Origin of the sequence: Parvularcula bermudensis HTCC2503 (genome assembly GCF_000152825.2) — a bacterium.
GTDB classification, from domain to species: Bacteria; Pseudomonadota; Alphaproteobacteria; order Caulobacterales; family Parvularculaceae; genus Parvularcula; species Parvularcula bermudensis.
The window spans coordinates 1,783,358-1,808,532 of the sequence record NC_014414.1 but is presented as its reverse complement, the minus strand read 5'-3'; the positions used below and the strand labels follow the sequence as shown (position 1 = coordinate 1,808,532).

Annotated in this window: 20 protein-coding genes; 9 read left to right on the top strand and 11 right to left on the bottom strand. The window is 60.0% G+C overall.

Annotated elements, in window-relative coordinates; all coding sequences use genetic code 11:
* Positions 1–138: 138 nt before the first annotated feature.
* The 3 genes from PB2503_RS08515 to hflK all read right to left on the bottom strand — a co-directional run bounded on the left by PB2503_RS08515 (position 139) and on the right by hflK (position 3,929).
* Positions 139–1,494, bottom strand: coding sequence for a trypsin-like peptidase domain-containing protein (locus PB2503_RS08515; RefSeq protein WP_013300839.1), 1,356 nt, complete (start codon positions 1,492–1,494; stop codon positions 139–141).
* A gap of 99 nt (positions 1,495–1,593) precedes the next feature.
* Positions 1,594–2,733, bottom strand: a complete 1,140-nt coding sequence (gene hflC, locus PB2503_RS08510; protein WP_013300838.1) for a protease modulator HflC — start codon at positions 2,731–2,733, stop codon at positions 1,594–1,596.
* Positions 2,733–3,929: an FtsH protease activity modulator HflK gene (gene hflK / locus PB2503_RS08505; protein WP_013300837.1), complete on the bottom strand. Its 1,197-nt coding sequence runs from the start codon at positions 3,927–3,929 to the stop codon at positions 2,733–2,735. Before hflK ends, hflC begins: the two co-directional genes overlap by 1 nt.
* 207 nt (positions 3,930–4,136) lie before the next feature.
* Here hflK and PB2503_RS14005 point away from each other — a divergent pair, with 207 nt between their 5' ends.
* Positions 4,137–5,255 (top strand): P-loop NTPase, encoded by a 1,119-nt coding sequence (locus PB2503_RS14005; RefSeq protein WP_013300836.1) that lies wholly within the window; start codon positions 4,137–4,139, stop codon positions 5,253–5,255.
* A 9-nt stretch (positions 5,256–5,264) separates the two neighbouring features.
* Positions 5,265–5,825, top strand: a complete 561-nt coding sequence (locus PB2503_RS08495) for an SspB family protein (protein ID WP_013300835.1) — start codon at positions 5,265–5,267, stop codon at positions 5,823–5,825.
* Positions 5,826–5,841: 16 nt separating this feature from the next.
* Here the strand turns inward: PB2503_RS08495 and PB2503_RS08490 are convergent, their stop codons facing one another.
* Positions 5,842–6,327 (bottom strand): YajQ family cyclic di-GMP-binding protein, encoded by a 486-nt coding sequence (locus tag PB2503_RS08490; RefSeq protein ID WP_013300834.1) that lies wholly within the window; start codon positions 6,325–6,327, stop codon positions 5,842–5,844.
* A gap of 281 nt (positions 6,328–6,608) precedes the next feature.
* Between PB2503_RS08490 and ctrA the strand changes: the two genes are divergently transcribed.
* Entirely contained in the window at positions 6,609–7,301 is a 693-nt protein-coding gene (gene ctrA, locus PB2503_RS08485) for a response regulator transcription factor CtrA (RefSeq protein WP_013300833.1), read from the top strand.
* 177 nt (positions 7,302–7,478) lie between these two features.
* On the opposite strand, the gene nusG is transcribed toward ctrA, so the two are convergent.
* From nusG to dnaE, 3 genes are all read right to left on the bottom strand, one after another.
* Positions 7,479–8,015 carry a transcription termination/antitermination protein NusG gene (gene nusG, locus PB2503_RS08480; RefSeq protein ID WP_013300832.1) on the bottom strand — a complete coding sequence of 179 codons (537 nt, stop codon included), beginning with the start codon at positions 8,013–8,015 and terminating at the stop codon, positions 7,479–7,481.
* A 16-nt stretch (positions 8,016–8,031) separates the two neighbouring features.
* Entirely contained in the window at positions 8,032–8,370 is a 339-nt protein-coding gene (secE, locus tag PB2503_RS08475) for a preprotein translocase subunit SecE (RefSeq protein ID WP_013300831.1), read from the bottom strand.
* Between the two features lie 426 nt (positions 8,371–8,796).
* The gene (gene dnaE / locus PB2503_RS08470) at positions 8,797–12,255 is read right to left on the bottom strand and encodes a DNA polymerase III subunit alpha (protein WP_013300830.1); all 3,459 of its coding nucleotides are present in this window, start codon (positions 12,253–12,255) and stop codon (positions 8,797–8,799) included.
* A 284-nt stretch (positions 12,256–12,539) separates the two neighbouring features.
* Between dnaE and PB2503_RS08465 the strand changes: the two genes are divergently transcribed.
* The gene (locus tag PB2503_RS08465; protein WP_013300828.1) at positions 12,540–14,867 is read left to right on the top strand and encodes an ATP-dependent helicase; all 2,328 of its coding nucleotides are present in this window, start codon (positions 12,540–12,542) and stop codon (positions 14,865–14,867) included.
* 45 nt (positions 14,868–14,912) lie between these two features.
* On the opposite strand, the gene PB2503_RS08460 is transcribed toward PB2503_RS08465, so the two are convergent.
* The 4 genes from PB2503_RS08460 to PB2503_RS08445 all read right to left on the bottom strand — a co-directional run bounded on the left by PB2503_RS08460 (position 14,913) and on the right by PB2503_RS08445 (position 18,929).
* Positions 14,913–15,875: a glucokinase gene (locus tag PB2503_RS08460; RefSeq protein WP_274377718.1), complete on the bottom strand. Its 963-nt coding sequence runs from the start codon at positions 15,873–15,875 to the stop codon at positions 14,913–14,915.
* Between the two features lie 32 nt (positions 15,876–15,907).
* Positions 15,908–16,567, bottom strand: a complete 660-nt coding sequence (locus PB2503_RS08455) for a YceI family protein (RefSeq protein ID WP_041534959.1) — start codon at positions 16,565–16,567, stop codon at positions 15,908–15,910.
* Between the two features lie 160 nt (positions 16,568–16,727).
* Positions 16,728–17,372 (bottom strand): YceI family protein, encoded by a 645-nt coding sequence (locus tag PB2503_RS08450; RefSeq protein WP_013300825.1) that lies wholly within the window; start codon positions 17,370–17,372, stop codon positions 16,728–16,730.
* A 69-nt stretch (positions 17,373–17,441) separates the two neighbouring features.
* Positions 17,442–18,929, bottom strand: a complete 1,488-nt coding sequence (locus PB2503_RS08445) for a leucyl aminopeptidase (RefSeq protein WP_013300824.1) — start codon at positions 18,927–18,929, stop codon at positions 17,442–17,444.
* A gap of 118 nt (positions 18,930–19,047) precedes the next feature.
* Between PB2503_RS08445 and PB2503_RS08440 the strand changes: the two genes are divergently transcribed.
* From PB2503_RS08440 to PB2503_RS08420, 5 genes are all read left to right on the top strand, one after another.
* On the top strand, positions 19,048–20,193 hold the full coding sequence (locus PB2503_RS08440; protein WP_041534958.1) for an LptF/LptG family permease: 1,146 nt from the start codon (positions 19,048–19,050) through the stop codon (positions 20,191–20,193).
* Positions 20,190–21,284, top strand: a complete 1,095-nt coding sequence (locus PB2503_RS08435) for an LptF/LptG family permease (protein WP_013300822.1) — start codon at positions 20,190–20,192, stop codon at positions 21,282–21,284. Before PB2503_RS08440 ends, PB2503_RS08435 begins: the two co-directional genes overlap by 4 nt.
* A 141-nt stretch (positions 21,285–21,425) precedes the next feature.
* The gene (locus tag PB2503_RS08430; protein ID WP_013300821.1) at positions 21,426–23,741 is read left to right on the top strand and encodes an LPS-assembly protein LptD; all 2,316 of its coding nucleotides are present in this window, start codon (positions 21,426–21,428) and stop codon (positions 23,739–23,741) included.
* 131 nt (positions 23,742–23,872) lie between these two features.
* Complete coding sequence (locus tag PB2503_RS08425; RefSeq protein ID WP_013300819.1) at positions 23,873–24,259, top strand: helix-turn-helix domain-containing protein; 387 nt, start codon at positions 23,873–23,875, stop codon at positions 24,257–24,259.
* Positions 24,260–24,311: 52 nt separating this feature from the next.
* Complete coding sequence (locus PB2503_RS08420; protein ID WP_013300818.1) at positions 24,312–25,139, top strand: inositol monophosphatase family protein; 828 nt, start codon at positions 24,312–24,314, stop codon at positions 25,137–25,139.
* Positions 25,140–25,175: the final 36 nt, after the last annotated feature.

The following is a 25,175-nucleotide window of genomic DNA, read 5'->3' as shown; positions in this document are numbered from 1 at the left end:
CCTGTCTTCTATTATTGTTGCTGGAAACATAGGACGCTTCGCCCCAAAGGCCAGCGTCGCCAGCAGCTCGTTTTATCCCTACCGGAAAGAGGCTTCGGTATGGTTAATCGCGAGGGACATCGACTACCTTGCGGTCGATCAATTCTGCGGCATCACCAAGGTTTCGAAATAGTCATTGCCGCGCTGAATCAGCACACTGACCGGACGGCGGGCCCTGTCGCGACGCGCCGTTTCGAGGAGCGCATCAAAGCTCAACGGGTCGCTGACCTTTTGCCAGCCAAACTCGCGAATAACGTCACCGGCTCGGAAAATGTCGGCAAAGGGGCTGGTCTGGCTGACATTGGTAATCACCGCCCCCTCAATCGACGGATCGAGACCATAGAGGGTTTTGGTTTCGGTGTTGGCCGCCTGAAGGGTGAGACCGGCCAGCTCGATCGTGTCAGCGTTGCGGCGCACTGTCAGGGTCTCCCGCCGACCAATCGTCACCTTGAGACGAAGTCGCTGCCCCCGCCGGATCACCTCGATCGGCACGGCCTCCCCGATTTGCGCCTCGGCGACGAATTGTGTGAGGTCGCGGCGGGTTTTCACTGACTGGGAGTCAAAGCGCACGATCACGTCGTCGACCTGGATCCCCGCAAGGGCCGCCGGCCCCCCCGCCGTGGGAACCCCTGCGACCAGCGCCCCTTCGGCCCCAGGAAGCGACAGGCGCTTCTGCGCACTGGGCGTTACGTCTTCTAGATAGACGCCGAGATACCCCCTGAAGGTCTCCCCATAGGTGATGAGCTGGCCCACCACCTTTTCGGCCAGACGACCGGGAATAGCGAGGCCGACCCCGTTCGATCCCCCGCTTTGGGAGATGATGCTGGTATTCACGCCGACGACTTCGCCGCGAAGGTTGAACAGGGGGCCCCCGGAATTGCCCTGATTGATGGCGGCATCGGTTTGAAGAAAGTCGTCATAAAGACCGGAGTCGAGATTACGGCTCTTGCCGGAAATAATGCCCGCCGAGACGGACCCCCCAAGACCAAAGGGCTGGCCGATCGCGACAACCCACTCACCGACTTTCATGGCTGAGGAATCGCCGAACTCGACATAGGGAAAACGCGCGCCGCCCTCGATCTGAAGCACCGCCAGGTCGGTTTCGAGGTCCACCCCGCGGGGCACAGCCTTGTATTCGGCCCCGTTTTCAAGGGTTACCGTGATGACGGCCGCGCCCTTGATGACGTGATTATTGGTGACGACGATGCCGGACGGGTCAATGATGAAGCCAGACCCTAAGGAGACGCCTTCGCTACGGGTCAGACCCAATTGGAGAGCGGCTTCGCGCGCCGCTGCGCTCTGCGCTGTGGAGATATTCACCACAGCGGGCATCACCGTTTCCACCAGCTCGACGAAATTATCCGGCGCCGCCCGAAGACTGGCCTGCGCCCTCGGGGCGTCGAGGGGGAGAATGACCGCCGCAAGGACGATGAGGATGACTTTCCGCAAAACCATGCCCACTCTTCTACGCAAGCAAGGTAAACGAACGGTCCCCCGACGCAACTGGTCACAGCCACTCCTTTTCGGATCAGGACAGGCTGTGACCGTGGGTGCTTAATTTGCGTTCTGGTTATTGAAGTACCGGAAGAACTGCGAGTCCGGCGACAACACGATCGTCGTGCCATCATCCGTCCCCAGGGCAGTCCGATAGGCATCAAGGGACCGATAGAAGGCGAAAAATTCACGCCGAGACGCATCCCCATCCGTCGGACTGCCGAGGATTTCGCAGGTAATGCCCAACATTTCGGCCAATTGCTCTTCAACATCGACCAAGGTGGGCGCCGTCGGTTCGGGAAGAATCGAATTCTGCGCCTCGCCACTGCTGAGGGTCGGAATGGCTTCCTCACCTGCGATCTCTTGACCAAGGCCCGACACCTCTTCGGGCGGTTCGATCGTCTGTACGTTGACTTCGACCCCTTGATAGGCCCCGGCAAAGATACAGTTGCGGATCGCATCGGCGCGACCGCGAATGATCTGCCCACGCTCTTCGGCCTCAGCCCTCACCCGGACGACCTCTTTGTCAGCCTCGGCGCGGATTTCCCGTGCGCGTTCTTCGCCCCGCGCCCGGATCAGCTCAGCCTGCTGATTATAATCCGAAATCATTCGCTGATTGACCTGGGCCGCGTTTTCCGCCGGGAAATCGGCCTGGCGAATCCTGACATCGATGACATTGATGCCAAGCTCCCGCGCTTCGACAATCACATCCTGGCTGATCAGCTGCATGATTTCAGCGCGGTCATCGTCGATAATCTGGCTGATCGTCCGAGAGCCGAGACGGTCACGCATCGCCTCCGAAAGGATCCGTGTCAGGCGGTCGTTCAGGACGTTCCGCATCTGGTTCTTGTCCTGCGAGGTTGCGCCCAATGTCTGGAGATAGAGCAATGGATTCTCGATCTCATATCGAACAAAGGCATCGACCAACAGCCGCTCCTCGTTCCGCACAATGATTTCCTCTGCTTCGCGGAGGTCGAATTCAAGATTTTTGCGGTCGAACAGGATGACGTTCTGCCATGGCAGTTTCATGTTCAGGCCGGCCTCATTGGTGCCGGGAACATTGATGGGTTCCCCCACCGGCGCCCCGAATTGGAGGACCACGGCCTGCTCATCTTCTTGAACGGTAAAAAACAGCGTGCTGCCAATAATCAGGGCCACGCCAATCGCGGCCAGAATGGCGATACGGGCTGGCGTCAACATTAGCGTTGCCCTCCGGTCGTGTCCTGGTTGGTGGCCGGCGGGGTGGACCCGCTGCGGGATCGCTGACCTTCGCGCACCAATTCATTGAGGTTGAGATAGGGCAGCGCCCCACCGGCATTGTCGTCGATCACCACCTTGTTCATGGTCCCAAGGACCCCTTCCATGGTTTCCAGATACATCCGCTCCCGCGTCACATCGGGGGCTTGGACATACTCGGCATAGATATCGTTGAAGCGGCTTGCCGCGCCGCGCGCCTCACGCACGACCCGCTGGCCATAGGCTTCGGCGGCGAGTTCGATCTCCCGTGCCTCACCACGAGCCCGAGGCACGCGGTTATTTCGGTAGCGGTTGGCCTCATTGACCAATTGTTCCGCCCCGGACCGGGCGTCGATAACGTCACGCTGGGCGGGAATGACATCCTCGGGGGGATCTGCCTGACCGAAATTGACCCGGATGATCTCAATCCCGCTGCTATAGCTATCGAGAATCTCCTGGATGATTTCCTGGGTCCGCAAGCTGACCGACGCCCGGTTCTCGGCAATGACCTGACTGAAATCGCTTTCACCGACCACTTGCCGCAGCGCGGATTCAGACACGGCTCGGACCAGGCCGTCAGGATTCTCGATATTGAAAATATACTTTGCCGCATTGGGCAGCTCGCCCTCGGCCAGCCCGACATCGGGGGAGATTTGATAGTCGACGGTCATCTGAACGTCGACGATATTGAGGTCGGACGTCACCATCGAGGTTTGGCGCCCTCGACCAATGGTCACCGACCGGTCCTGATCCACCTGAACGCGCGCATGATCCTGAAACGGCCATGGCAGTCGCCAATTCAGGCCCGGTCCAGTGAGGGCCGAATAATTGCCAAAGGTCGTGACCACGCCCCGCGCCCCCGGCGGCAGGGAGTAAAGTCCGCTGAGGAGCCAGAGCAAGACGATCGCCACAGCGGCGATGCCAAGGGTCGGGCCGGACGGCAATTTAAAGTCACTGCCCCCGCCACTGCCGCTGCCGCCGCCCCCGCCGCGACGAAAACGCTCTCGTCCCGATCGGAGCAATTCCTCAAGATCGGGGGATTGCCGTCCTCCCGCCGGTCGACGGTCGTCGCCGCCATTCTGTCCCCCTGGCCTTCCCCAGGGTCCGCTTCCGTTTCCGCTCCCGCTGCCCGATCCACCGGGCTTATCCGTCCATGGCATTGTACTGGTGTACTATCCTTTCCAAGGGGCCCCTATTAGGCCCTCATTCATTATCGGTCGTGGTCCAGGGGGCGTCATGATGACGGCCAAAAAAAGTTTCAGGATCTCCCGCCGGAAATTCGGATGAACTCTCTATATGTGGAGCGGTTGAAAGAACGCAAACCGTTCGGAATGCCGCATCGAGACGCCTAGCAGAGGAGGTCGACTATGTGGTCGAAGATTCGCGACGCCGCGCGTTGGGGCCGGCTCGAACGCGATTTGAAGGCGGTCCTCGACGACCGGGTTCCCGGGGCGACGGTCACGATTTCCCCAAGTCGAGTCCTGGGAGACCAGGCGGCCACCATCGTCCTTGGTGAGGGGCATGCCCTTACCGCCGACAAGATCGACGAGCTGTCAGCCGCCCTCAACCACCAAGCCGCGCCGCAAAAAGTCACCCTTGTCGCCCCCCGCCACGGCCAGCCCTCCCCATCAACGCCCCACCGCGCCCCGCAGCGCGATGGCCATCGCCCTCTTCCCACAGGTCCCGACACTCCCCCTCCCGGCGGGGCCGGCGCCCAGCCTCAACGACCGCAAAAAAGCCGCCCCGGCAATGCCGCACGGGTGCTGGCCGTCGCCAGCGGCAAGGGCGGGGTTGGCAAGAGCACCATCGCGGCGCGTCTTGCCCTCGCCCTCGCGACGGCCACCGAAGACAGGCCCGCCGCCCGGGTCGGTCTTCTCGATCTTGATATTTACGGTCCCTCCCAACCCCTCCTCTTCGGTCTTGAAGGCCGTAAGGCGGAAACGCGGGAGGGCCGCCTCGTCCCCCTTGAGGCAGGGCCCCTTGCCCTCATGTCGATCGGCTTTCTGGTCGGCGATGATAAAGCCCTTGCCTGGCGAGGCCCCATGGTCATGGGGGCGGCAAAGCAGCTCCTCTTTGAAACGGCATGGCCGGAGGGGCTCGACTGGCTCGTCATCGATACCCCGCCGGGAACTGGCGATGCGCATCTGACGCTCCTGCAACGGGCCGTGCTCGATCTGGGTCTCCTGGTGACAACGCCGAGCCCCCTGGCCCTCGCCGATGTGCGGCGCGGGGCCAGCCTTTTTCGGCAACTCGGCACCCCATTGGCGGGGCTGGTCGAAAATATGGCAAGTCTTGACGGTGGCCCTTCGCCCCTTGGCCCGTCATTGGACGAGAACGCCGTGGATTTACCGATCCTGGCGCGTCTGCCCCTTGGGTCTGCCCTCGCCGAGCCGCCCCTCATCGGCAAGGACATCGCGCCGCAAGCGGCGTTCCACGCGCTTGCCGCCCATCTGATCGCACTGGACCCGCCCTCCGGCACCGATTAGGAGCCGACTATGGCTGATGATGATTCCGAACTTGACTATACTTTTCTCGAACTGGCCGCATTGCGGAACGTCGTAAGGGACGTGTTGTCAATAACGGAGACCCTCGGGCATCCCCCGGGGGAGCATCATTTTTACATCGGCTTCCTGACCAATGCGAAGGGGGTGGAGATGTCCGACACCCTGCGGGAGCAATATCCTGAGCGGATGGTCATCGTTCTTCAACATCAGTTCGAAGGCTTACGGGTCTATGCTGATCGGTTCGAGGTGACCTTGCACTTCAAGGGCGTCCCTGACCGACTGATCATTCCCTTCGATGCAATCGCCGAATTCGCCGATCCCAGCGTCAACTATTCACGCCAGTTTCCGGTGGCCATAGAGGTTCTCGGCGAAACCGACACGGCGGCGCCGACCGTCCAAGGATCGGTCGAACCCTTCACGCCACGGGGCGATAAATCCCGCCCCGCTCATCGTGACGACAATGACGATGACGGGCCCGACGATGACGGACCGAGTGGACCGCAAAGCGGGTCGGCTGACATCGTATCGATCGATCGCTTCAGGAAGAAATAGAGCGACGGCCCGCCGATCAGTCGCGGAAATTCTTGTACTGAAGGGGCTGGTCGATGCCCATCTCCTTGATGAAAGCGATCGCCGCCTGAAGGTCGTCGCGCTTTTTGCCGGTGACCCTCAATTCTTCCCCCTGGATCGCGACCTGAACCTTCAGTTTCGATCCCTTGAGGCTCTTGACGATCTTGCCGGCCAGGTCGCGATCGATCCCCTCCTTCGCCGTGACGGTTTGCCGGACAGCCTGGCCTGTCGCCGACTCGACCTTTCCGTAGTCCAATTGACCCGGTTCGATCCCGCGTCGCTGCAGATGCCCCTGTAGGATCTCCCGAACCTGGCGCAATTTCGCCTCATCGTCGGCGAACATTTTCACAGTCGCCGACTCGGCGACCACTTCGCTCTTCGATCCTTTAAAATCGTAGCGCGTGCCGATTTCCCGCATCACATTGCTGATGGCATTCTTGATTTCCGATGTGTCGACTTCCGACACCACGTCGAACGATGGCATTTAGCTCTCCTTCCGAAGGACAAATATGGTAGCCTCGATTTCTGCGGTCGCATTAAACATCTACGCCGGCGCAATGATGAATTTCCGCTCGCTGAGGCTTGTGTGTACAAGGAAATCACCGTTAAAAAATGTCACCGGCGATTAAAGTTGGCGGACCAATCCTTTCTCACCTGCAAGGCCATTAAGGTTTAAGAAAGTAAATTCCCGTAATCTTTGATCTGTAAGCGCCATGACAAAATTTCGATAGTCGCGGCTTTGACGAAGACCTGGAGGGCACCCGAATGCGCGTTTTGCTGATCGAAGATGACGGGGCAACCGCCCAAAGCATCGAACTGATGCTGAAGTCCGATGGTTTCAACGTCTATACGACGGACCTGGGCGAAGAAGGGGTCGATCTCGGCAAGCTCTACGATTACGACATCATCCTTCTGGATCTGAACTTGCCTGACATGACGGGCTTTGACGTTCTCAAATCGCTGCGTGTTGCGAAGGTGAATACCCCGATCCTCATTCTCACAGGTCTTGGGGATACCGAAAATAAAGTTCGCGGACTTGGCTTCGGTGCTGACGATTACATGACCAAGCCGTTCCATAAGGACGAGCTGGTTGCCCGCATTCACGCCATTGTCCGCCGGTCAAAAGGGCACAGCCAATCGGTCATTACGACCGGCGCGCTCACCGTCAATCTTGACGCAAAGACCGTCGAAGTCTCCGGACAACGGGTCCACCTGACGGGTAAAGAATATCAGATGTTGGAGCTTCTTTCCCTGCGGAAGGGCACAACACTGACGAAAGAGATGTTCCTGAACCATCTATATGGCGGTATGGACGAGCCCGAGCTTAAGATTATCGACGTTTTCATCTGTAAGCTGCGGAAAAAACTGGCCGCCGCCACCGATGGAGAACATTATATCGAGACGGTCTGGGGCCGGGGATACGTCCTGCGCGACCCCGCCGAAGAGGTCGCGGCGTAAGCCTCCCCTTCCTTACTATCCTGATCAAAACCCGCCTTCTTCGTCATCATTGACTTGAGGCGGGTTTTTTCGTGCCTATTGTGATTAACAGGGCACCTATTTCGCACCCCCCGAAACGTCAAAGGGCTCCGAGGGGCGTCAGCGGATCGAAGTCGGGAGCTTGGGCCGGATGCCGCCTCAGCTCTCCTTGTCGACTTGACTATATTCGAGTTCAACCGGCGTTGCGCGCCCAAAAATCGACACCGAGACTTTAAGCCGGGCATTCTCTTCATCGATGTCTTCGACGACACCGGAAAAGGACGCGAAAGGACCATCCACCACTTTCACGGTCTCGCCAATATCGTAGAGGATGGCGGGCTTTGCAGGGACCTGCTCCTGCTCGTCCATGGTTCCGAGGATCCGGTCGACCTCTTTCTGGCTTACCGGAATGGGTTTCTTCCCCGAGCCCAAAAAGCCCGTTACCTTTGAGGTCGAATTCACCACGTGGAAGGACTGGTCGTTCATCACCATTTTTACAAGCACATAGCCGGGGAAATAGCGGCGTTCTGTGTTGATCTTCCGCCCACGGCGAATTTCGACGACTTCTTCGGTCGGGACCAGGACTTCTTCGAAAAGGTGAGAGAGGCCCTTTTCTTCAGCACTTTGCTTGATGGCTTCGGCGACTTTTTTCTCGAAATTCGAGTACGCGTTCACGATGTACCATTTCGCGTCCATGGTGTTTCCTTCTGATTTAGACGCTGACCGAGAGGATGATCGGGACGATCCACCGAAGGACGGTGTCGACGAGGAGAAAGAACATCGACGCCAGGGCCACCATGATCAGTACCATGATCGTCGAAACCAGTGTTTCGTTGCGTGACGTCCAGGTGACCTTCAGCGCCTCATCCCGCACCTGACGGAAAAATTGGATTGGGCCCACTTTTTTGGCGGCGGGGGAGGCTTCTTTCGCATCCCCCTGAACCGACTTCGCCGTAGCGGCCGAAGAGGCACCGGCGTCGGGGCGCCCAGGGCTCGCCGGGGCACTCCCCTGGCTCCGTTTCGGCTTACGGCGATTTTTAGACTTCGGCATGGAACGGATCCTCTAACGGGCGGGCTCACTACCGGCCGTCTCAGGCAAATCACTGCTCAAAAACACCGGGTTGTTGGGGAGATATATGCGCTTAGCGATCCTATGGGGGAAGTCAACAGCGAGCCTTGTGCCCTGAAATCTCCGACCGGACAGGGCCGCGTCCCCTTGCTCCCGACTCCTCTCCCCGCTCCTTCTATCCCTTCCCAAGGCGCCGCTTGAGGAGGACGCAAGAGAGCCCCATCCGCCAGCGCCAGCCCTCTTCGTCCAGTGCCCTTGGCGGCGGCGCAGGGCGCGCACCCCAGCCAAAGGCGCGGGACCACCTCTAAGGCTGTTGAAGGACAATCGGCGTTGCGAAACCTCTCCCAGGCCTTTGTTTTATCGCATTTTCTTCATGCAAGCCGCTCCCCCCTTCGCTAGAAAAATACTCTAGTGAATGATGACCTGGGCGACGCCGTCTATAGTCTTAAGGGCACTCTTTGCGGCGCCAGACACCGCCATTTGTCCCTCAACGGCAACTTCGATCGCGCAATCGAGCGCCGGATCGGGAATGATCAAGACCAAATCCCCCTGCCCCCCAGCCCCGCCTAGATTCTGCAAACAGGATTTAATCTCGTAAATCGCCTCTGGTCGCTGCACCACGACTTCCATGCGCCGCCCCCCGGGCCCCTCCGCTTCCATGGTCGACAGCGCCCGCACGCTTTCTCCGGTCAACCGAAGGGCTCCATCCTGATCTTCAGCGGTCACGCCCATGAACAATAATTGCCCGGGCTCGAGGAGATCCGCCGCCCCCTCAAGGAGCTCGGCGAAAACAGTCACCTCGAAATCACCGGACCGATCAGAGAGCCGCACCCATGCGAAAGGCTTTCCGCTCTTCGAACGACGTCGGGTGACTTCGTTCACCGCCCCCGCCAGACAGACATGGCGCGACTCCCCCTCTCCCACCACGCTTGCAATATCCGCGTAAGAGACCGCCCCCTTCGCCGCCAGGAGGGAGTCGAAATCATCAAGCGGATGCCCGCTCATATAAAACCCAAGGGCGGTCCTCTCCTGCTCGAGACGCTCAACATTCGGCCAGGGCGGACACTGGGGCAGGGCGGGCCGAGCAAGGCTCTCCCCCTCCGCCATGCCGCCGAAAAGTCCCGCCTGGGCACTACCGCGCTCCTCGGCCGCCGCCGCCGAGTACCGCAACAAGAAATCCGCCGCAGCCATCGCGGATGCCCGATCGACCCCCAGCGCATCGAAGGCCCCCGCCCGCGCCAATTGCTCAAGGCTCCGCTTTCCGACTTTTCGAAGATCCACCCGTTCAGCGAGATCATAGAGATCCCGAAAAGGGCCGCCGCGCGCGCGTTCGGTGGTCAGCACCTGCATCCCTTCGGCCCCGACATTTTTGAGCGCCCCAAGCGCGTACCGTAATGTCTCGCCCGAGACGGCAAAGTCCGCTTGAGACTCGTTCACACAGGGCGGCTCCACCACGACGCCGCACCGCTTCGCCTCAGCCACGAAGACTGAAAGTTTGTCAGTGAGCGACTGATCAAGCGACATCGACGCCGCCAAAAAGGCCGCGGGGTGGTTCGCTTTCAAATAGGCTGTCTGATAGCTCACCCATGCATAAGCGGCCGCGTGGGATTTGTTGAACCCATAGCCCGCAAATTTGGCGACCAGTTCGAAGATCCCCTCGGCCTTCGCCGCCGACACGCCCTTCTCGGCCGCCCCGTCGACAAATCGGATCTTCTGCTTGTCCATCTCCTCCTTTTTCTTCTTGCCCATGGCGCGACGCAGAAGATCGGCCTCGCCGAGGGAATAGCCGGCGAGAATTTGGGCGATCTGCATCACCTGCTCTTGGTAGATGATGACCCCATAGGTTTCTTTCAGGACGTCCTCGAGAAGGGGATGAAGATAATCGGGCGGCTCCCGCCCCGCCTTCCGCTCGATATAGGTAGGGATATTATCCATCGGCCCCGGACGATAGAGCGAGACCAGCGCGATGATATCTTCGAGACAATCCGCTTGCAGCCCCTTAAGGGTCGCCCGCATACCCGCAGATTCAAGCTGGAACACACCGATCGCCGCCCCACGGCCCAACATATCGTAAGTAGCCGGATCGTCGAGCGGTATCGCTGAAATATCGAGATCGGTCCCATCCGCCTTGAGAAAATCCAAGGCGCGTTGAATGACCGTCAGCGTTTTGAGACCGAGGAAGTCGAACTTGACCAGTCCGGCCGGCTCCACCCATTTCATGTTGTATTGCGTAGCGGGCATGTCCGACCGCGAATCACGATAGAGAGGCACAAGCTCTGTCAACGGACGATCACCGATAACTACGCCCGCCGCATGGGTCGACGCATGTCGATAGAGCCCCTCAAGTCTGAGGGCCGTATCGATCAGCGTTCCCACCATCGGGTCGCGCTCGCGCTCCTCCCGAAACCGGGGTTCGCCATCGACCGCCTCTTTGAGCGTCACGGGATTGGCGGGATTGTTCGGCACCATCTTACACAGCCGATCAACTTGCCCGAAAGGCATTTGCAGCACCCGCCCCACATCCCGCAGGACCGCCCGGGCCTGCAACTTACCGAAGGTGATGATCTGGGCGACCCTGTCGGCCCCGTAGCGGTCACGGACATAGGCGATCACTTCATCGCGACGATCCTGGCAAAAATCGATATCGAAATCCGGCATCGACACCCGCTCGGGGTTGAGGAACCGTTCGAAGAGAAGATGAAACCGCAAGGGATCAAGGTCGGTGATCGTCAACGCGTAGGCCACGAGTGACCCTGCGCCGGACCCCCGGCCCGGCCCCACGGGAATTCCCGCCGATTTCGCCCACTGAATAAAATCAGCAACGATGAGAAAATAGCCGGGGAATCCCATCTTTTCGATGATCCCAAGCTCCCGCTCCAATCGGTCATAATAGTCTTGGTGCGGCGCTGCGGCTGGGATGTCGGCCAGTCGGGCTGCAAGGCCTTCCTCGGCCTGACGGCGAAGCTCCGCGACCTCCCCGGCCAAGTCGCCGGCAAAACTGGGCAGGATCGGTTGGTGTGTGCGGGGCCGGAAAGCGCACCGCTGGGCGACCTCCACCGTGGTCTCGATCGCCTCGGGCAGGTCCTTGAACAGCCCCGACATCTCTTCGGCGCTCTTAAAATAATGATCTTCGCTGACCAGCCGACGATCGACCTCGCTCAGATATCGCCCCCCCGCAATACAGAGCAAAGCATCATGGGCCGCATGATCTGCGGGACTTGGGAAATACACATTGTTGGTCGCCACTATGGGTAAGGATCGCGCATAGGCCGCCTCGACCAACGCGCGCTCCTCCGGATACCGCCCTTGCTGATCCGTCCGATCATGGTGCGGATGACGTTGTAATTCGACATAGAACCGTTGGGGAAAAGCTGCCGCCATCCGATCGAGAAGCGCCAGCGCCTCAGAACACCGTCCCTCCGCCAGCAACCGATCGATCGGGCCGAGGGCCCCGCCGGACAGACAAATCAAGCCCTCTGTCCTTTGAAGAACTGCCGAGAGCGGCACACCGGTCGTTTCTCCCTCAAGCGGGGTCAAAAACGCCTCGCTGGACAGGGCCATCAATCGTTCGAACCCGACTGCATTTTGCGCGAGGAGAACAATAGAGGCGAGATTACCCGCCTCGTCACGCACTGGCTCCGCCGATTCCGTCGCCACTTTCAGCTCAATGCCGGGGATCGGCTGGACCCCCTCCGCACTCAAGATCTCCGCCACTTCAAGAGCGCCGAACAGATTATTCGTATCCGTCACCGCGAGGGCGGGCATTTGATGGCCCTTGGCCAGCTGAAGCGCCTTCGATACGGGAATAGCCCCCTCCGCCAGCGAATAGGACGAGTGGAGGTGGAGATGAACAAATGTCTTAGCCATTGCCACACTATGCCCTTCTTCTCCCGCGTCACCAGGGACGGATTATCAACACTCCCCTAGGCGACGAAGTTGATCGCAATGACGCCGAGCAAGACGGCAAATCCAGCGAGATCGCGGAGGCGAAGGAGGACGCGGTCGATGGTGGGTGATGAATTCATGGTAGTCTATCCCTTTTTGTTCCCTACGTGTTCCTATCCTGTTCCAACCCCTCTCGCAAGCGTTGTTTTCAGTTTGTTCTTGTTCGGGGCTAGCGGGGCCAACGCGGATCGCCCTATATGAAGCCTATGGCTTCCCTCACAGAACGGGCCCTGTCGGGTCTTACCCCCACCGCCTCGGATGCTCCCGCCTATCTGGAGGGGCTCAATCCCCCCCAGAAAGAGGCTGTGCTCACCACCGAGGGGCCGGTCTTGATGCTGGCCGGAGCGGGAACGGGGAAGACCCGCGCCCTCACCACTCGGCTTGCCCATCTGTTGATCTCTGGCCGAGCCAATCCGTGGGACCTCCTCGCCGTGACCTTCACCAATAAGGCCGCCCGAGAAATGCGCGAGCGCGTTGGGGTCCTGGTCGGTGATCAGGTCGAAGGGATGCGATGGATGGGCACCTTTCACTCGGTTGCCGCGCTCATTCTGCGCCGCCATGCCGAACTTGTCGGGCTGACCCCCGCCTTCACGATCATCGACACAGACGATCAGATCCGGCTGTGCAAGCAAGTGATCTCCGCGGCCGGCGTGGATGAAAAGCGATGGCCGGGGCGTGGCCTTGCCGGCGTTCTCGACGCTTGGAAGAACCGTGGGCTACGTCCAGAAGAGGTGCCCAAGGACGATGCCTTCCAATTTGCCGACGGTCGTGCCATCGATCTATATACTGCTTATCAAGAACGGCTTCGAACCTTCAATGCCGCGGATTTCGGCGATCTCTTAGTCCATAACCTGACGATTTTTCGTCAAGAGACGGATATTCTCAACGCCTTTCGCCGCCGTTTCCGATACATCATGGTCGATGAATATCAGGACACCAATATTGCCCAGTATCTTTGGTTGCGCCTCTTGGGAACCGACGACGAAGGACGGAGTGGCGGGAATATCTGTGTGGTCGGTGACGATGACCAGTCGATCTATGGCTGGCGGGGAGCCGAAGTCGAAAATATCCTCCGGTTCGAGAAGGATTTTCAAGGGGCCAAAGTGATCCGCCTTGAGCAGAATTATCGGTCCACCGGCGCCATATTGTCCGCAGCGACCCATATAATTAGCCATAACAAGGATCGGCTTGGTAAGACATTATGGACCGATGCCGACCACGGGGCGGCCGTGACCCTGCGCGGCGTATGGGATGCCCCGGAAGAAGCGCGCGTGATTTGCGATGAGATCGAAGCGGCCCAGGTCAAGGGCCGCTCCCTCTCCGACATTGCCATACTCGTCCGGGCATCGTTCCAAATGCGCGCCTTTGAAGAAAGGTTGAACACCGCCGGTCTGCCCTACAAGGTTGTTGGCGGTCCGCGATTCTACGAACGCGAAGAGACACGCGACGCCCTCGCCTATCTGCGGCTGGTGCGGAATCCCGACGATGATCTCAGCTTTAGCCGTATCATCAACAAGCCACGGCGCGGCTTTGGCGACAAAACGCTGACCCAGCTGTCGCAAGTGGCACGTCAGATGGGCGCCAGCCTGTCCGCTGCGGGCGCGGCGCTCCTCGAAACGAATGAACTTAAAGGGAAAAGCCGCTCGGCTCTGAAGGAGTTCTTGGACAATATCGCCCGCTGGCGCAGCGCGGCGGCGGATCTGGCGCCAGGGCGCCTTGTCGAGACGGTGCTTGAGGAATCCGGCTATATCGCCTTTTGGAAAGCCTCCAAGACCGCCCAGGCCCAGGGGAAGCTGGAAAATCTCAAGGAATTGGTTCAGGCGGCGGAGGAGTTTGAAACCCTCGAAGGCTATCTCGACCATGTGAGCCTCGTGGCCGAACGCAGTGGCGACACCGGCGAGGGGCAGGTATGGTTGATGACTCTCCACGCCGCAAAGGGTCTTGAATTTCCGGTCGTCTTCCTGCCGGGATGGGAGGAGGATATCTTCCCTTCAGGCAGGGCGATCAACGATAATGGCCAGGTGGGCCTCGAGGAAGAACGACGCCTGGCCTATGTCGGCGTGACCCGGGCGCGGGAGAGATGCCATATCAGCTTTGCGGCGAATCGACAGGTCTATGGCCGTTGGCAGTCCAGTCTCCCCTCGCGCTTCATTGATGAACTACCGGAGAAGGAAATCGAGGTTCTGTCCGAGCCCGGTCTCTATGGGGTGAAAGCCGCCGAGCTGCCTGCCTATTCCCGCTTTGCAGATATCGCCGCCGACCCCGAGCGCAGCTATCGCACCCCTGGCTGGCAGCGGGCCCAACGGGCAAGAGGGGCCAGCACCGCCCCAGCCCTTGAGGGCGCAGCGCGCCTTGTGGCGTCGAGCACACCGGGAAGCAGCCCGTTTGCCCTGGGCGATCGGGTTTTCCATCAAAAGTTCGGCTATGGCGAAGTCACGGCCCTTGAAGGCAACAAGGTGGATGTCGCCTTCGAAAAAGCAGGGCAGAAAAAAGTGATCGCGACATTTCTTCAATCGGCGGACGCGGCGGGATAGCCGAGGGGAGATCTGCGGGGAAGGAGCGCTCGACCGCCCCCCCCCTCAGGCGAAGCCGAGGGCGGCCCCGTTCGCCCCTGAAAGAGAGCGATGTGCCGCGAGGGCGCGCCAGGCACCATCGAGCGCGGCCCCCTCGGCGACGATCACAGTGATAGGGATGTTTGCGAGATAAGCGCCGCACGGATCGTTTTCGGTCACACGGGAGAGGAACTGGCTTTCGGCAATAAGGGGGATCAATCGCGGGACGATCCCGCCCGCCAGGAAAACGCCCCCCCGTGCCCCCGTGGCATAAAGGGCATTACGGACGGCCGAGCCGAGAAAATTGAAGAATTGCGTCGTCACCCGACGAGCTGCCTCGTCCCCGTTAAGAGCCGCGCCGGTCAACGCCGCCGCACTGGGATAGGCCGCTGCATTCTCCCCGAGCATCGCGCTCGTGAGCCGCATAAGCCCACTGCCCGAAAGTACATTCTCCGTCGTCGGTGCGTGACCTAACGCCGCGTGAAGCCGACCACGCAGGCGGTCCTCGTCATCGGTCGCAATGGGTAGGAAGGTATGCCCCCCCTCCGCGGCAATCACCGAGGGGGCGAAGGGGCCCGCCCGCGGGATCGCGATGGACTGACCAAGGCCCGATCCGGGCCCCATGACGAGCCTCGGCGCGCCAGAGCTCGGATGTCCACGGCGCAGCACGAAAAGCCCAGACGGATCGGGGGTCGCCGCATAATGGCCGAGAGCTTCGAAATCGTTCAGCAGATGGACTTCTGAAAAGGCAAAGTGTGACCGCAGGGAGTCGGCGCTCACAGACCAATCCACATTGGTAAACTGGGCTCGATCATTCTCAACCGGACCGGCCACCGCAATGGCAGCCCATTCGGGCCGCACACCGGCATGCTCGATCGCGGTTCCCACCGCTTCTTCAAAAGTGGGATATTCGCGCGCCTTGAGGCGAACGGCAAAGACCGTTCGCCCCATCGGGTCACGAAAAGCGAACCGGGCGTTCGTCCCGCCAATATCGGCGAGGAGGGAATGCCCGGCTGCCGATCTTATTGAGCCACCTGCGGAAGCAGACTGCCGGAAATCGGGATCACGAGTTCGTCACGGACCAGACCGGGCATGCCGTTCATCCCGAATGCCTGACGGTCGATTTTCATGTCACCGACGACGGTCAGCCCTTGCTCGGGGCAACTCGTCCGACCGGCGCAATCGATGCTGAGCGTGATCTGCGCAGGATTGGAAATATCACGGATGGTGAGGTTGCCATTCACGATCGCCGTCCCCTCGCCATTGGGCGATACCCCTTCGAGATCGACGTACCCCTCATAATAAATCTCAGGATACTCATCCGCCGCGAAGAAACCGTCGCCCATGACGATCCCACGGAATTTATTCACCTCAACGGTCGGCACATTGAGCTTCGCCGAGAGAAACAGGCGGCCAGTGCTGTCTTCGCTGACCACGGCGTCGAAATCGGTAAATTGCCCTTTGACGTTGCCGCCGACGAGCTGGGAGGCCACAAAGCCAATCGAGCCAGTGTCCTCGGCCATCGTCATCGGCGCCGTTGCCACGGTGGCATGCATCCGGCTCGCAAATTCTGAACTTACGGCGGCGGCGGCACCCGCATTCGCATTCCCTGCCGCCAGCGCAAAGCCAGCAACACCCATGAGAGCCGCCGACAGGACGGTCGAAAATCTTTTCGTCAACATATCTGTTTCCTCCACAACGGCGTTTTTTTAATGGTTGCCGTCAATTTAGGTTGTTAGTTTTCCAAGAACCCCTGGCGCCGTCAAGACAAGAACGTCAGTAACCGCGTTTTCCTTGACACGGTCACCTTGTTGGGCACTATTGGGACCTATTCGCCCGTCATCAATCCGTGACTTGCGGACGGAAATGACCGCCGATCGGGATTTCGATTTCGTTGCGCACGATACCAGGCATGGACGTGATACCGAAATCCTGTCGATTGATTTCCATGACCCCATTGATGACGAGGCTGGAAGCAGGACAATCAACGATATCGTCGCAGGTCAGATCAACGATGAGCTGCGTTGGCTGAGACGTGCCGCGGAGCGTCAATTCACCAAGAACGACCCCGGTCATCGGCGTATCATCTATCAGGCTATCGGGGTCGAGCGCCCCACGATAGGTGATGGTATCATACCGATCAGCATACAGAAAATCTTCGCTCATCACGAGATTACGACGGCGATTGATCTCCATCGTCGGGACACGGAACTCCGCGCTGACGAGGATCTGTCCCCCCTCACCCCCAGACATGGTCATCGTGAAATCCTGAAAGCTGCCGCGAACTTTCGAACCGATCAACGACGTGGCGACAAAGCCTACCGCCCCATGATCCGCGTTCATCACAAGTGGCTTGTCGGCAAGCGACGCTTTCAGCGCCTCATAGTCCAAAAAAGGCTCAGCATTCTGCGCAGCGGCGACGGACGCTCCGCCCACTCCGAGGGCGAGAGCCGCAAGACCAGCAGAAAGTCGATGTCGCATATTCATGACTGTTTCCTCCATTTACGCACCTGATACAGATTTTACCCACTCAACACACTTGCGAACCTTGCCGACTTACGCCTCGCCAGTTTCTCTCACAAAGCGATCAAGAAGCCGAACGCCGTATCCTGTGGCGCCCTTAGGACAGATATCGAGATCTTTTTTTGTCCAGGCAGTACCCGCAATATCTAGATGGGCCCATTCTACACCATTTTCAATGAATTTTCCAAGAAAAGCTGCAGCGGACGAAGACCCCGCCTCTCTTCCCCCAACATTCTTCATATCGGCAACGTCGGATTTTATCATTTCGTCATGCATTTTTCCGACAGGCATTCGCCACAATTCCTCCCCAGTTTTATGGGCCGCCGCCAACAATGCTTCGGAAAGGCTATCTGTTTTTGAAAAAAGACCTGCAAAATCATGGGCCAGGGCAATGATAATGGCCCCGGTCAAGGTCGCCAGATCGATAATCGTCTTGGGGTGATAGGTCTTTTGCGCATAGGTGAGGACATCGGCCAGGACGAGCCGCCCCTCCGCATCGGTATTGAGAATTTCCACCGTTTGACCGGACATCGACGTGACGATATCCGCCGGTCGCTGCGCGTTTCCATCGGGCATGTTCTCGACAAGACCAACGAGCCCGACCACATTCGCCTTCGCCTTACGACCGGCGAGCGCCTTCATGGCCCCGACCACCGCGGCCGACCCGCCCATATCGAATTTCATCTCTTCCATACCTGCCGGGGGTTTGAGGCTGATCCCCCCAGTATCGAAGGTCACGCCCTTCCCGACCAACGCAATGGGCGCCTCGCCTTCGGCACCGCCCTTCCACTCCATCACCGCCATACGGGAGCCGCGGACCGACCCCTGCCCGACCCCAAGCAGCAAATTCATGCCTAGATCGGCCATCTGCGCCTCATCGAAAATGGTGACGTTGACACCGAGACTTTCGAGTTCACGGCACCGATCGGCATAATGCTCAGGATGGAGAACATTCGGCGGCTCACTGACCAGATCGCGGGCCAGCGCAACCCCCTCCGCCACTGCGGCTTCGGCTTCATAGGCCTCGGCCGCATGCGCAATGCCTTTCCCGACGATAGAGAATTGCTCGACCGCGACACGATCCGTCGCCGCTGTTTTCTTTTTATATTTGCCGAATTCATAGGCACGTAGCGTCGCCCCAAGGGCGGCCGACACCGCGAGAGTCGCGCCGGTCTCACCGGCGACCGACAAGCCGTCGATGAGAAGACTGACGCTGGCCATATTATTTTTCGCCTGGGCGAAGGCTTTCCCGCCGACCCCCGTCGCCAGGGAGGCCTCGACATCTTCGGCCTTGCCAAGACCGATCAGCACGATCACCGCGTCATCAAGGCCGACGGGCCCGGGCAGGGTCATCGTCTCCCCGCTTTTCCCTCGAAATTTCGCGGCTTTCACGGCCCGCATCACAGCCCCGTTGCTGGCCGCATCCACGGCCTCGAGGGCGGGACCTTCGACAGCGCCCTGAAACAGCGGCACAACCACCAGCCCGGTTTTCGGCATTTCATCGGTGAAACGGATTTCCATATGGTCATCGACCTCCTTCTTCGGCGAACGCGTGACGCGTCGGTATTGTGCGTGCTATCGGACGGCTTCTTGCCGCGAAGGCCAACCCCTTGTCGATAAGCAACATCGAGCCCGGCTTTTGACCCTCCTTGACCGATATATCTTCAAACAGGTCGCCGTCCCGTTCCTGTTGATCCTCGCCTGCACGACCGCCGTGATCTGGTTCACCCAGATGCTTCAACGGGTCGATTTGATGGTGGAGGATGGGGGAAGCCTGTTGTCTTTCCTCCGCGTGACCGTCCTCCTCATCCCCAGCCTTGTGGGGGTGATTCTTCCCTTCGCGGTATTTGCCGCCGTTCTTTACGCCCTCAACCTGTTTGTGACGGACAGTGAGCTGCCCGCCATGCGGGCGGCCGGCGCCTCGCGATTACGTCTGGCAAGGCCCGTGCTTGTCCTGTCGATCTTGGCCGCATTGGTCAGTCTCTATATCAACGCCGATCTCCAGCCAAAGACCTATCGCCAACTCCGCCAGACCGTTGAGGATGTCCGATCGGACATCGCTCAAAGCCTCATTCGCGAAGGGGTGTTCGTTCAGCCCACCGCGCAAATTACCGTGTTCGCCCAAGAGGTTCGGCCCGGCGGCCAGTTCATCGGCCTGTTCATCAATGACAGCTCCGACCCCCGCGAGACCAAGACATATACGGCGGAGCGGGGGCTTTTTCAGATGGCGGAAACCGGCCCGAAGCTCCTGTTGATCGAGGGGACGGTCCAATATCGCGATCGCGAGACCGGGCGGGTCGATGTCTTCCGCTATATCGAAACCGCCGTGGACCTTGCCGCCTTTGACCGTGGGTCGGGGGGCCGGAGCCTCGATGAGACCGAGCGGACGGTCTCGCAGCTTCTCAATCCCGATCTTTCGGACCCCTCGATTGCCCGCCTGGCCGACCGTTACCGCGCCGCCGGCCACGCCCGGCTGGCAACGCCTCTTTATTGCCCGGCCCTTGCCGTGGTCGCCTTATGTTTTCTCCTCTCCCCCCCCATATCGCGCCGCGGATATGGTCAGCAGGTCTTGATGGCGATCGGCTGTGCCCTCCTTTTGCGGACTGGCGGGTTTCTTCTCCAGGGGCTCGCCGCGGATCTTGGGGCGTTGAACGGGCTTCAATATATCGTTCCCCTCGCGGTGATCCTTCTCGGATCGGTCTATCTGAGCGGTCTTGTCCGGCTTGAGGGGACGAGGCTGGTGATTGCCGCGGGTCTTCAGCGCGGGAGGACCGGAACCGCATGACCGTCACCTTCGGCTATCTGGCAAAGCGCACATTAGGGGGGGTGTTAGGCCTCCTCCTCGTCATCTGGCTGATTGTGGTGTCGGTCGACCTCATCGAAGCGATGCGGGATATTGCGCGGATTCCCGGTGCCGGGCCGATTGCCGCCCTCAGGCTGACCTTGCTCCGTACCCCGCAACTGATCCTCAGCCTCAGCCCGTTCATTTTTCTTTTCGGAACCCTTTGGGCATATGGCCAGATGGCCCGAATGTCAGAGATCGCCGTTCTACGGGCCGCGGGACTGTCGGTGTGGCGATTGATTTTCCCTCCCGTGATCCTTGCTGTCGCGGCGGGTCTCTTGATCGCCACAACCCTCGACCCCCTTGCCGCCCGCCTTGCCGAGACCGCGCAGACCGTGAAGAACGAGGCGCGCAGCGGAGAAGAGGCTGCCGCCAAGCGACCTCATCTCTGGCTCCGCCAAAATGAGATCGGAAGCGACGGCATCGCTCTTCTTCACGCTGAACGGTACCGTGAGAATGATCCGGTACTGGAGGAAGTGACCGTTTGGCGCCGAACCCAGGACGGGGCCTTTATCGAGCGTCTCGATGCCCCGCGGGCGCTGATCGACGCTCAAGTCCTTCGCCTTATGCAAGCCCGCCGCTCGACCAGCATTGCGACGACCGCTCCACAGATCGAAGCTGAGATCGAGGTGCCCGTGGCGATCGACCTGCGCCTACTCGATCAGGACCGTCAAACCGCCGACACGTTGTCGGTCTGGGCATTGCCCGAAACGATCCGCCTGATGGGGGATGCGGGCATGACGACGACCAAATTTCGCCTCCGCTATCACGCTCTATGGTCTTTACCGCTGAAGCTTGCAGCCATGGTGATCCTCGCCTGCGCCTTTGCCTTGGGCATGAATGCCCGGGGGGGCGGCACGGCCCTGCTTATGGGAATGGGCATATTGGCAGGCTTTCTTCTCTTCATTTTGTCGGAACTTTCAGCCGCCATTGCCGAGGCCGCGATCGTTCCTGTGGGCCTCGCCGCATGGGCCCCGGCCCTGCTCGCTGTTCTCTTTGCGGTAACTCTTCTCCTCTACCGCGAAGATGGATAACGGCGGTTAACGAATGGAGACGGCGTGGCCGACGGGGCGTTTAGGCAAAGAGCAGCACGCGCTCATCGTGGAAAAAGCCTTGCCGTTCGGGGCGCGAACCGCCAGCACCGGCAGGGTAGCTGGCCCCCGCGTCCCTTTTTGATGACTTTGCTTAGTACGAGTATCGCCGCCCTCTCCCTGACTGTTGCGACGGTCGGCACAGCGCAACAGTCTTCGGAGATTGCCACCGAGGAAACGGTTCTTTTCCGCGCCGACACGCTTTACCGCGAGACGGCGAACTCTCCCATCGTCGCTGAGGGCGGCGTCGAAGCCTATGCAGGCGACCAACGGCTGCTGGCCGACACCCTCATCTATGACCCGATCAACGATATCGTCACCGCCAAAGGTGAGGTCGTGGTCACGACCGCCGACGGCCGAAGCTTTTATGCCGATCAAGTGGACCTCACCGGCGATCTGAAACAGGGGGTGGCGACCAATTTCGGCGCCCTTTTGGGGGAGCAGGGCCGGTTGGTCGGCGCCGCCGTGACCCGTGGCGCGAATGGGGTGAACACCATTGAACGGGGCACCTACACCGCGTGCGAGGTCTGCGATGAGGACGGCAGCGCCACCCCGCCGACCTGGCAAGTGAAGGCGGTGAGGGTCATTCAGGATACCAACGGTCAGAAAATCAGGTTCCGCCACGCCACCTTCGAGGCTTTCGGCGTTCCGCTCTTTTATACACCCTATTTCGAATTCCCCGATCCCAGCGTCGAGCGGGTCAGTGGCTTCCTACCGCCCTCCCTCGGCACCTCCTCTCGCACCGGATTCGAGATCGATATCCCCTATTACTTTGCGATCTCAGACCACCAGGACGCCACTTTTTCCCCCCGATACATGACCAATCTCGGCACCATGATGAAGGGCGAGTACCGGGTCTTGAGCCCGAAGGGGGGCGCCGTCATCCAGGCGGGGATGATCTCCCCCGAGGGGGTGATCAGAGATCCACAGACAGGTCTTGTGCTGATCGAGAGCGACCTCAGCGGCAGCGAGATCGATCAATTGCGGGCCCTGGGTGACACGACAGTCGGCCCCAGATGGCATGTGTTCGCCGAAGCGGCGACGGATCTTGAAGACGAATGGGTGGCAAGCGTCGATATCGACCTTGTCTCCGACAAGAATTACCTCGGCACCTACGACGTCGCCCCGGATGGCGCCCTCAAGGAAGCGGTCGATATTCTCCAGCCCGACCGGCTCGAGAACGAATTGGCGTTCACGCGGGATACCGCGGACTCGTTCACCGATATCAGAGCGTTGATGTTTCAGTCATTGCGACCGACCGAGGACAATGACTTCATGGCCGATGCCCTGCCGCGCATTACCCATGAGCGGCGCTATCCCTTTCCTGGTATTGGCGGCACCCTCACCCTTGGTGGTCAGGCGCTCGTCTTACATCGTCCCGCCGGGCTCGACACAGCGCGCGCCATCGCCCGGGCAAGCTACGAGAAGACCCATTTGACCGCCGGCGGTCATCGCTTGCGCCTGTTCTCCGAGGTCCGTGGCGACGCCTATCGCTATCAGGACGCCGATCAGGGGCTTCAGGAATGCCGCGATGGCGCCTTTGTCGGCGGCCAGTTCACCACCTATGAGGAATGTCGGGAATTCCTCCCCAATGAAGGCCTCGTGGATGCCTTCAGTTCGACCCGGTATTTACCGACCGCTGGGGTCGAGTGGTCCTATCCGCTTGCCCGGTTTGCGCAAGACGTCAGCATCATCATTGAACCGCGGGCGCAGCTCGTGATCGCCCCGCGCGAGGACTACACAGACGACATCTTCAACGAAGACAGCGCGTTTTTCCAATTCGATACCGTGACCCTTTTCGACTGGATCAAGTCGACCGGCGACGATCTTTGGGAAGAGGGCCAGCGGATCAATCTCGGGCTGTCCGCCTCCGCGATTTATGCGAACGGGCTGTCCGTGGGGGGATCCGTCGGACAGCAATGGCGGGCGCAGGACTCCAGTCAATTTCTCGAGGACACCGGCCTAGGTGACACATCTTCGGACATAGTGGGGGAGGTGGATGTGTCGTTCAGAGACAATTTCGCCGCCGCGACCCAATTCCGCGTCGATGACGAGGACGGCACCCTTCGCCGGATCGAAACGGATATTAGGGGCCAACGCGATCGGTTTGCGGGCACACTCAATTACTTAAGAGTCGACAATAACGACTTGCTTTCCCAGGAAGAACGGGACGAGTTCCTCACGGCCGGGGTCTATTACGCCCTCTCCGAACGGTTGGATTTGGGGGGAACTTGGCTGGAAAATCTCAATCTCAGCGAAACGATTCAACAGCGTCTTATCCTGCGCTGGGCGGATGAATGTCTGACCTGGTCCCTCGCCTATCAGTACGAAAATCGTGAGGAAGACGGCCTTGATGAAGACCATAGCCTTACATTTAGCGTGGATTTGATTGGATTTTAATTCGAATTTTAGTCGAATTCGAGGCGCTGTGAAAAATCCTTGGCACAAAAGGATTTCCGACCGGCGGGCATTCGGCACAGTCTTTGAAATTCTCCTTGGGTCACTGAGTTAGACCCTAGGAGAACAAACAGATGGCCCATCCCATCGACAGTCATGTCGGCCGCCGGTTACGGCAACGACGCAGCCTCCTCGGCATGACGCAACAGCGTTTGGCCGAAAGTGTTGGAATTAAATTCCAGCAGATCCAGAAATACGAATCCGGTGCCAACCGGGTCTCCGCTTCCCGTCTTTGGGCGTTGGCCGAAGCGTTGGAGGTTCCCGTCAGCTACTTTTTCGAGGGCCTGTCGAGCCCGGAGATGGAAGAGAGCACGGCAGCAAAAGCCGAGGCCGATACCATTTCGCCTGAAGTGCTGACCAACAAAGAAACCATCGATCTGATCCGCGCCTATTACGGCCTGAAGGAAGGTCCCCGTCGTCGCCTGTTGGATCTCGCCAAGACCCTCGCGGGGGCCGCCTAATCTCCGCGAAGGATGGCTTGCCGAGGGCGCCTCACGGCGATAGCAGCGCGACATGCTGCCTTCTCCTGATGCGCTGTTCGGGACTTTCGCAACTCTCTGCGACGCCGCCGACTCCGAAACCCGGCCCCGCTTTCGACGCGGAACGGCTGTGGAAAACAAGGATCGGTTTGGCTTTGACCCGGTCACGGAGGCCGACCGGGCCGCCGAGCGGGCGCTGCGGAGAGAAATCGCACGCCAATTCCCCTCCCACGGCATTTTAGGCGAAGAGGAAGGGGAAACCGTCGGCGAAGACGCAATCCGCTGGGTTCTCGACCCCGTCGATGGCACCCGAGCGTTCATGAGCGGCATCCCAGTCTTTACCACTCTCATCGGTCTTGAGGTCGAGGGGCATCCCTATGCGGGCGCGATCTCTCAAGCCTTTACCGAGGAGCGATGGATTGGAATCGTCGGCCACGGGGCGCTCTATCAGCGGGGAGCAAAAGCCCCCCCACAGACAGTGGCGCCGAGCGATTGTCAGACCCTTGCCGACGCCCGATTTCTGGTCACCGACCCCCGAAATAAAGGCGGCTATCTGTCGGCCAGCGAAGCTGCTGCGATTGACGCCCTCTCCCATGACTGCCGGGTCAGCCGTTTCGGGCTCGACGCCTATGGGTTCGCCTTGGTGGCGATGGGGGAAATGGATCTCGCCGTGGAAGCGGCGCTGAACTGGTACGATATTGCCGCCCCCGCCGCCCTCGTGACGGCGGCCGGGGGAAGGGCTGTCACCTGGACCGGCGACCCCGTGACACCGGCCTTTCCCGGCGGGCGCGTGATCCTGGCGGCCACGCCGGCGCTCGCCGACGCGGCGGTGGCGCGGTTGAGCGACGTCCCCGGCGCCTAGCGCTCGCACAGCGCCGACACCGACGACAATGACCGA

Excerpts from the sequence above, each read along its gene's own strand:
- PB2503_RS08515 (WP_013300839.1), bottom strand. The coding sequence starts at position 1,494 with ATGGTTTTGCGGAAAGTCATCCTCATCGTCCTTGCGGCGGTCATTCTC.
- hflC (WP_013300838.1), bottom strand. The coding sequence starts at position 2,733 with ATGTTGACGCCAGCCCGTATCGCCATTCTGGCCGCGATTGGCGTGGCC.
- hflK (WP_013300837.1), bottom strand. The coding sequence starts at position 3,929 with ATGCCATGGACGGATAAGCCCGGTGGATCGGGCAGCGGGAGCGGAAAC.
- PB2503_RS14005 (WP_013300836.1), top strand. The coding sequence starts at position 4,137 with ATGTGGTCGAAGATTCGCGACGCCGCGCGTTGGGGCCGGCTCGAACGC.
- PB2503_RS08495 (WP_013300835.1), top strand. The coding sequence starts at position 5,265 with ATGGCTGATGATGATTCCGAACTTGACTATACTTTTCTCGAACTGGCC.
- PB2503_RS08490 (WP_013300834.1), bottom strand. The coding sequence starts at position 6,327 with ATGCCATCGTTCGACGTGGTGTCGGAAGTCGACACATCGGAAATCAAG.
- ctrA (WP_013300833.1), top strand. The coding sequence starts at position 6,609 with ATGCGCGTTTTGCTGATCGAAGATGACGGGGCAACCGCCCAAAGCATC.
- nusG (WP_013300832.1), bottom strand. The coding sequence starts at position 8,015 with ATGGACGCGAAATGGTACATCGTGAACGCGTACTCGAATTTCGAGAAA.
- secE (WP_013300831.1), bottom strand. The coding sequence starts at position 8,370 with ATGCCGAAGTCTAAAAATCGCCGTAAGCCGAAACGGAGCCAGGGGAGT.
- dnaE (WP_013300830.1), bottom strand. The coding sequence starts at position 12,255 with ATGGCTAAGACATTTGTTCATCTCCACCTCCACTCGTCCTATTCGCTG.
- PB2503_RS08465 (WP_013300828.1), top strand. The coding sequence starts at position 12,540 with ATGGCTTCCCTCACAGAACGGGCCCTGTCGGGTCTTACCCCCACCGCC.
- PB2503_RS08455 (WP_041534959.1), bottom strand. The coding sequence starts at position 16,567 with ATGTTGACGAAAAGATTTTCGACCGTCCTGTCGGCGGCTCTCATGGGT.
- PB2503_RS08450 (WP_013300825.1), bottom strand. The coding sequence starts at position 17,372 with ATGAATATGCGACATCGACTTTCTGCTGGTCTTGCGGCTCTCGCCCTC.
- PB2503_RS08445 (WP_013300824.1), bottom strand. The coding sequence starts at position 18,929 with ATGGAAATCCGTTTCACCGATGAAATGCCGAAAACCGGGCTGGTGGTT.
- PB2503_RS08435 (WP_013300822.1), top strand. The coding sequence starts at position 20,190 with ATGACCGTCACCTTCGGCTATCTGGCAAAGCGCACATTAGGGGGGGTG.
- PB2503_RS08430 (WP_013300821.1), top strand. The coding sequence starts at position 21,426 with ATGACTTTGCTTAGTACGAGTATCGCCGCCCTCTCCCTGACTGTTGCG.
- PB2503_RS08425 (WP_013300819.1), top strand. The coding sequence starts at position 23,873 with ATGGCCCATCCCATCGACAGTCATGTCGGCCGCCGGTTACGGCAACGA.
- PB2503_RS08420 (WP_013300818.1), top strand. The coding sequence starts at position 24,312 with ATGCTGCCTTCTCCTGATGCGCTGTTCGGGACTTTCGCAACTCTCTGC.